Origin of the sequence: Streptomyces glaucescens (assembly GCF_002154375.1) — a bacterium.
GTDB classification, from domain to species: Bacteria; Actinomycetota; Actinomycetes; order Streptomycetales; family Streptomycetaceae; genus Streptomyces; species Streptomyces glaucescens.
In genome coordinates this window covers 1-800 of record NZ_MUND01001047.1, presented here as the reverse complement: position 1 = coordinate 800, position 800 = coordinate 1, and the positions used below count along the sequence as shown (strand labels likewise).

Genomic DNA, 800 nt, shown 5'->3' with positions numbered 1-800 from the left:
GCCGAACGTTCGGCGAGACCTGCGTTTCGAGGCCATCAGGCAGCACCCCGCAGAGCCAAAGGACGAAGGGTGACCGGCTCCACGGTGTTGGCAGCCACGAATGCCCTCACGGCGCTTTCGGGGATGCGCACGTGCCGTCCGACCTTCACGAAGGTGATCCGCCGTTCCTCGATGAGTCGGCGAGGAAACCTCACACCCGTGCCAAGGCGTTCGGCGACTTCCTGCACAGTGAGCAGTCGGTCCATGGTCACCAGTCGTCTCCTTCCGAATGGGCGTCGTCGAGCGCCTCGCGGGCGAGTTCGCGGCTTTGTTGGAGGTCGCGGCGGATGTTGGCGGCGAGCCAGGATTCGCCGGGAGTGTGGCCGTGGCCGGCGTAGGCCCAGTGGGCGAGGGTCAGGGTGGTTGCCTCCTGGTCGTCGGGGTCGGGCAGGCCGAGGGCTTCTCGTTGCTGGGCGGCGCGGTAGTCGGCGCGGACCTGGCGGAGGGCGCCGAGGGTGGTGGAGTAGCGGCGGGACTTGGTGGAGAAGTGGCCGCGGAAGCCGAGCATGTGGGCCCAGTCGCGGAGCTTGCGGTCGGGGTAGAGCGGGTGCAGGTCGAGGCAGGCGGCGATAAGCCTGGCCGGGTGGTCGGGGACGCCGAGGAGGGCCAGGGCCTCTTTGTTGCCGATGCGGCGGTCTACGGTGCCGGTGGTCTCGGCGGCTTTGGTGGCGTACTTGGCGACGTAGGAGGCGACGGCCTGTTCGGTGATCTCTGCGCCGTCGCCGAAGGCGCGGATCGGGCGTACGTCGAGCTGGGTGCCC

General features: G+C 69.2%; 2 protein-coding genes. Both read right to left on the bottom strand.

The features are described from left to right. Positions 1-35 precede the first annotated feature (35 nt). Positions 36-245 (bottom strand): helix-turn-helix domain-containing protein, encoded by a 210-nt coding sequence (locus tag CCN42_RS40475; protein WP_086742060.1) that lies wholly within the window; start codon positions 243-245, stop codon positions 36-38. Between the two features lie 2 nt (positions 246-247). Then, positions 248-800, bottom strand: a 553-nt coding sequence (locus CCN42_RS40470) for a replication initiator (protein WP_339384155.1), incomplete at its 5' end; no start/stop codon positions are given.

Coding starts and splice junctions, on each gene's coding strand:
- CCN42_RS40475 (WP_086742060.1), bottom strand. CDS start 245: ATGGACCGACTGCTCACTGTGCAGGAAGTCGCCGAACGCCTTGGCACG.